Source organism: Pseudonocardia lacus (assembly GCF_018531445.1).
GTDB classification, from domain to species: Bacteria; Actinomycetota; Actinomycetes; order Mycobacteriales; family Pseudonocardiaceae; genus Pseudonocardia; species Pseudonocardia lacus.
Genome location: NZ_JAHDTH010000063.1, coordinates 21,747 through 27,801 on the forward strand (window position 1 = coordinate 21,747; position 6,055 = coordinate 27,801).

Here is a 6,055-nt window from a genome sequence, read left to right on the forward strand (position 1 = left end):
AATGCCAGGTGGGTCAGGCCGAGGCGTGGGCGGCGATGAGGGCGTTGGCTTCGGCGGCGCGTTCGATGGTCGCCAGGTGGGCGGCGCGCAGGACCTCCAGCCGGGCGCCGGGGATGCCGTCGGCGATGGTGCGGGCGTGCGGTTCGACCGGGGTGGACGGGTCGGCGTCGCCGGCGATGACGAGCGTCGGCACGGTGATCGAGGCGAGCCGTTCGCGGTGGTCCCAGGCCTCGATGGCCTGGCAGCAGGCCAGGTAGCCGTCGTCGGGGGTGCCGGCGATCATGTCGGTGGCCTCGGCCACGGCGTCGGGGTTCTCGGCGGCCCACCCGGGGGTGAACCAGCGCGAGGCGACGCCGGCCGCGATCGGCGCGGTGCCCCGGTCGCGGACGGCGGCGATCCGGTCGCGCCAGACGGTCTTGTCCGGGAAGTACGAGCTGGTGCAGCACAGCGTCAGGCTGCCGAGCCGGTGCGGGGCCTCGGAGCCCAGGTACATGCCGATCATGCCGCCCATGGACAGCCCGCACCACGCGACCCGGTCGAGGCCGAGGTCGTCGAGCAGGGCCAGCACGTCGCCGGCGAGGTCGCCGATCGTGTACGGGCCGGCGGGGACGGGGGAGCCGCCGTGGCCGCGGTGGTCGACGCGGATCACCCGGAACCGCTCGCTCAGCGCCGCGACCTGCGGGCGCCACATCTGCAGCGTGGAGCCCAGCGACCCGGACAGCACGATCACCGGGGCGTCGCGGGGTCCGTCGTCGACGTGGTGCAGCCGGACGGTCGTCATCGCGGGTCTCCTACGGTGCGCATCGAGCGCAGGGTGCGCAGCTCGGTCCCGGTGGGCGGCGCGGTGATCATCAGGTCGGCGGAGACGTCGAGCTCCCAGCCGGTCTCGGCGCGCACCCGCTCCACCTCGATGCCGTGGTGGGTCGCGGTGAGCACCAGTTCCGCGGTCTGCGGGTCGGGCTCCAGCACGCCGAGGTCGGTGATCACGCGCACCGGGCCCGCGCCGCGCAGCCCCAGCACGCTGCGGTCGGTCGGGCCGCTGCCGTGGCCCACCGACGTCACGAAGTCGACGCTCTCGACGAACGCCCTGGCCTTGTGCCGCATCACCACGATCACCTCGCGGCAGGACGCCGCGATCTCCGGTGCCCCGCCCGAGCCGGGCAGCCGCACGGACGGCTCGTCGTACTCGCCGATCACCGTGGTGTTGATGTTGCCGAACCGGTCGAGCTGGGCCCCGGACAGGAACCCGACGTCGATCCGGCCGGGCTGCAGCCAGTAGTTGAAGATCTCCGGCACGCTGACCACCGACAGCGCGGACGCGGCCAGCACGCCGTCGCCGATGGACAGCGGCAGCTCGTCGGGGCGGGTGTCGAGGGTGCCGGACTCGTAGATGAGCACCAGGTTCGGCGCGTGCAGCCGGCGGGCCAGGTTGGCCGCGGTGGAGGGCAGCCCGATGCCGACGAAGCAGGCCTGCCCGTCGCGCAGCGACCGGGCCGCGGCGATGCTCATCATCTCGTCGGACGTCCAGGTGGTCTCCCCGGCGCCGGGCTCGGTCCTGGTCATGCGGCCTGCTCCCCCCGCAGCGACGACAGCCACTCCCCGAAGGCCGCGCGGTCCCGGCTGATCCGGTCCCAGGCCCGGTAGGCGGCGTTGTCGCGGTCGTAGTAGCCGTCGGCGTAGGACGGGGCGGCGCCGCCGGGCGCCTCGGCGACGACGTCGACGACCCAGTGCGGCAGCACGACGGCCCCGGGCACCGGCTCCAGCTCGTCGACGACCTCCTCGACGGTCACCAGCGACCGGGTGGAGGCCAGCACCGCCTCCTTCTGCACCCCGACGATGCCCCAGATCTGGACGTTGCCGGCGCGGTCGGCGCGCTGCGCGTGGATGATCCCGACGTCGGGGTTGATCGCCCTGACCGCGGCCAGCTTCTCGCCGGTGAAGGGGCACTCGACGGAGGAGATCGTGTCGGTGTGCAGCGGCAGGTCGGTTCCGGCGTAGCCGCGCAGCACCGCGAACGGCAGCCCGGAGGCGCCGGCGACGTAGCGGTTGGCCATGCCGGCGTGGCTGTGCTCCTCGATCGCCAGCGGGGCGGGCCAGCCGGTGGCCAGCGCGTCGCGCATGCGGTGCAGGGAGCCGACGCCGGGGTTGCCGCCCCAGGAGAACACCAGCCTGCTCGCGCAGCCGGCCCCGATCATCTGGTCGTAGATGAGGTCCGGGGTCATCCGGACCAGGGTCAGCCCGCGCCGGCCCTGGCGGATGATCTCGTGCCCGGCGGCGAACGGGATGAGGTGCGTGAAGCCCTCCAGGGCGACGGTGTCGCCGTCGCGCACGAGCTCGGACACCGCCTCCGCCAACGACGCGATCTTGGCCACGACAGAACGCTAGTGCCCCCGGCGGGGACCGGCAATCGGCGCGCCACAGCCGGCCCCGCGCCCGCCCCGACCGGGGTCGGTGCCGCGGCGTCGTGGCACGTCACAGGAGGCCCAGGTCACGAAGGGGAGCCGGGTCGTCGCCGCCGGTGCCACTGTGAGCTGGTGTCCAACCGTGCGAACGAACGTCCCGCGGTCGGGGCCGGCCGCTTCCGGCTCGGCGCCACCGAGGTGAACCGGCTGGGGTTCGGCACCATGCGACTGACCGGGCCCGGGATCTGGGGCCCGCCGGCCGACCCGCAGGGGGCCATCCGCGTGCTGCGCCGCGCGGCCGAGCTCGGCGTCGACCTGTTCGACACCGCGGACTCCTACGGCCCCGAGGTCGCCGAGGACCTGCTCCGCGAGGCACTGCACCCCTACGACGGGATCACCGTGGCGACGAAGGCGGGGCTGCTGCGGACCGGTCCGGACGAGTGGCACGCCTACGGGCGGCCCGAGTACCTGCGCCAGCAGTGCGAGCTGAGCCTGCGCCGGCTCGGCGTCGAGCGCATCGACCTGTTCCAGCTGCACCGCATCGACCCGGCGGTCCCGGCCGAGGAGCAGTTCGGGCTGCTCGCCGACCTGGTGGCCGAGGGCAAGGTCGCCGCGGTCGGGCTGAGCGAGGTCGGCGTCGAAGAGATCGAGCGGGCCGGCGCGTTCGTCGACGTGGTGTCGGTGCAGAACCGCTACAACCTGGTCGACCGCACCTCCGACGACGTCCTGCGGCACTGCACCGCCCAGGGCATCGCGTTCCTGCCGTGGGCCCCGGTGGCCGCGGGTCGGCTGGCCGAACCCGGCGGGCCGGTGGCCGACGTGGTGGCGGCCACCGGCGCCACGCCCTCGCAGGTGGCGCTGGCCTGGCTGCTGCAGCGCTCCTCGGTGATGCTGCCGATCCCCGGCACGGCCGACGCGGCGCACCTGGAGGAGAACGTGCGCGCCGCCGAGCTCGTGCTCGACCTGGAGCTGGTCGAGAAGCTCGACGCCGCCGCCTGACCGGGCGACCCGCGTGCGCGGGCGGTGACCGACCGACCGCGTGGTAGACACCCCCGGGGGACGTCGATCGTCGGGAGGTCGTCGTGGCGGTGGGGGATCCGGAGGCGGAACTGCGCGACGCGCTGGCCACCGGTCGGGAGCTCGACCTGGGCGGCGCCGCGATCCCGGCCACCGCGCTGGCCGCCGTGCTGCTCGCCGACCCACCGCCCGGGGCGCCGGCGCTGCGGCTGCGCCGGGCCCGGTTGAGCGGTGTCCTGCGGCTCACCGGCGCCGCCGTCGCCGTCCCCGTCGAGCTGCGCGACTGCGTCTTCGCCCACCCGCCCGACCTGCGGATGGCCGAGTTCTCCGGGCTCGCGCTGACCGGCTGCACCGTGCCCGGCCTGCGGGCGGGCAACCTGCGGGTGGGCGCCGACCTGCTGCTCGCCGACGGGTTCACCGCGACCGGGCCGGTCAACCTCTCCGACGCCCAGATCGGGGGGTCGCTGCGGCTGTCGGCCGGGCGGCTGCGTGGCGCCGACGGGCGCGCGCTGTTCGCCGACCGGATCGTCGTCGGCGGCACCCTGTACGCCCGCCGGCTGCGCAGCGACGGCGAGCTGCGCCTGCCCGGCGCCCGCATCACCGGCAACGTCGACCTGGCCGGCGCCGACCTGGCCAGCCCCACCGGCGAGGCCGTCGACATGACCGGGGTGAGCATCGAGGGCAGCTTCCTGGCCGGGCGCCACGGCACGGGCACCGACCTGGAGTTCCGGGCCACCGGCCGGGTCGTGCTGACCGGAGCGCGGATCGGCGGCGACGTGGTGTTCTCCGGCGCCCGCATCGAGCGGCTGCCCACCCCGGGCCCGCCGGACCCCGACCCGGTGCCCGACGAGACCCGCATGCCGGTGGTGCCGGGCGGGATCGTCGACGCCGGGGCCGCGCTGGTGGCCGACCGGGTCCAGGTGCAGGGCAACCTGGAGCTCGACGACGGGCTGTCCACGGACGGCACGGTCCGGTTGCCGAACGCGGTGGTCGGCGGCTACCTGCGGCTGTCCGGGGCGCGGCTGCTCGGCCCGCGCGGGGCCGGCGACCGCGGCATCGCGCTGCTCGGCGACGGCATGGACGTGGGCGGCGACCTGGAGGCCCGCGACAGCGGGCGCGGCGCGCTGGCCTGCGCCGGCCAGCTGCGGCTGGTGGGCGCCACCGTGCGCGGCAGCGCGAGCCTGTCCGGGATCACCCTCAGCGCGCCCGGCGGGTACGCGCTGCTGGCCGACCGGTTGCGCATCGGCGGCGAGTTCTACCTGCGCCGGCTGGTCTGCGCGGGCACGGTGCGCCTGCAGGACGCCGAGATCGGCGCCACGCTGGACTGCACCGGGGCGCGGCTGACGGCTCCGCGCAGCCGTTCCGACGGCACCGTCCGCCCGTCGCTGGACGCCCGCGCGGCCACCATCGGCAAGGACCTGGTGTGCGCCGGCGGGTTCAGCGCCTCGGGCGGGGTCCGGATGCGGGGCGCAGACGTGGGCAAGTCGGTGCAGTTCACCGACGCCACGCTCGGCACCACCGCGGACGGGCGGGCCGTGTACGCGCTCAACGCCCACGGCCTGTCGACCTCGGAGCTCATCGTCCGGCCGGCCGTGGCGCCGGCCGGGCCGGTCCGGTTCAGCCGGGCGATCGTCACGACGTTCGCCGACTCCGCGCTGCTGTGGGACGCGGTGGGCGGCGTGGAGATCGACGGCTTCGACTACAGCGCGTTGTACGAACCCCGAGCGGTGGACGTCCGAACGAGGCTGCGCTGGGTCCGACGGGCGATGACCGGCTACGCGCCGGGTCCGTACGACCGGCTCGCTGCGGCATATCAGCGATCCGGCAACGAGGAACTCGCCCAGAAGGTCCTCATGGAGCGCCAGCGCAGGCGCTACGCCGAGGCCGACGCGGTGGAGCGCGTCTGGGGGTGGCTGCAGCGCTGGACGGTGGGCTTCGGCTACCGGCCATGGCTGGCCGCGGCCTGGTTGGTGCTGTTCGCGGCCCTGGGCGGCACCTGGTTCGCGTTCAATCCGCCCATCCCCGTCGACGACGGCCAGCACCCGGTCTTCGACCCGTGGATCTACGCCGCCGACACCCTGCTGCCGATCATCAACCTCGGCCAGGACGGGTACTGGCGACTGGCCGGTCCGTCGCAGTGGATCAGCACCGCGCTGGTCGCGCTGGGCTGGATCCTGGCCACCACGGCTGCGGCGGGTGCCGCCCGGGTGCTGAAGCGGACCTGACCGGGTCGTCGAATCCACTCCCCCGGGTGAAACCGCCGGTGGCGGCGTAGTCGGGGGCCGGGCGGCCGTTTCCCCGCCCGGGTGTCCCCGTTGTGGGTGGCAGAGGTGCGTCGAGTTCCTGACCACTGGAGGTGCCGCACATGCCCGATCCGACCAGCGACCCGTACCGCCGTCCCGGCCGCCCGCGGCTGCGCGTCATCGACGGGGGAACCCCGGTCGACGCGGGTGCCGGCCGGCACGCGCTCGACGAGGACGCGCTGCTGACCCCGATCTTCGCCGCGCTGGCGCGGCACAGCGGCCGGCGCCCGGCACCGCCCGACCCGGTCGAACGCTTCCGGCGCGACCCGTTGACCGCGCCGCTGCCGGTGGTCGTGCCGGCCCGGCGCCGCCCGGGCGCGCACGCGCGCGTCG

6 protein-coding genes are annotated in these 6,055 nt (G+C 75.3%); 3 read left to right on the top strand and 3 right to left on the bottom strand.

Annotation, left to right across the window (positions count from 1 at the left end):
- Positions 1 to 13: 13 nt before the first annotated feature.
- Genes pcaD through KIK08_RS15630 form a run of 3 tightly spaced genes read right to left on the bottom strand, consistent with a single transcriptional unit; the run spans position 14 to position 2,372 of the window.
- A complete protein-coding gene (gene pcaD, locus KIK08_RS15620) occupies positions 14 to 781 on the bottom strand; it encodes a 3-oxoadipate enol-lactonase (protein ID WP_214403876.1) in 768 nt (255 codons plus the stop codon).
- A complete protein-coding gene (locus KIK08_RS15625; RefSeq protein ID WP_214403877.1) occupies positions 778 to 1,563 on the bottom strand; it encodes a CoA-transferase subunit beta in 786 nt (261 codons plus the stop codon). The genes pcaD and KIK08_RS15625 overlap by 4 nt, the downstream gene beginning before the upstream one ends.
- A complete protein-coding gene (locus KIK08_RS15630) occupies positions 1,560 to 2,372 on the bottom strand; it encodes a CoA transferase subunit A (RefSeq protein WP_214403878.1) in 813 nt (270 codons plus the stop codon). Before KIK08_RS15630 ends, KIK08_RS15625 begins: the two co-directional genes overlap by 4 nt.
- A gap of 162 nt (positions 2,373 to 2,534) precedes the next feature.
- Here KIK08_RS15630 and KIK08_RS15635 point away from each other — a divergent pair, with 162 nt between their 5' ends.
- From KIK08_RS15635 to KIK08_RS15645, 3 genes are all read left to right on the top strand, one after another.
- Positions 2,535 to 3,401, top strand: coding sequence for an aldo/keto reductase (locus KIK08_RS15635; protein ID WP_308257659.1), 867 nt, complete (start codon positions 2,535 to 2,537; stop codon positions 3,399 to 3,401).
- Between the two features lie 83 nt (positions 3,402 to 3,484).
- Complete coding sequence (locus tag KIK08_RS15640) at positions 3,485 to 5,644, top strand: hypothetical protein (RefSeq protein ID WP_214403879.1); 2,160 nt, start codon at positions 3,485 to 3,487, stop codon at positions 5,642 to 5,644.
- Between the two features lie 140 nt (positions 5,645 to 5,784).
- On the top strand, positions 5,785 to 6,055 hold a 271-nt coding region (locus KIK08_RS15645), incomplete at its 3' end, for a hypothetical protein (protein WP_214403880.1).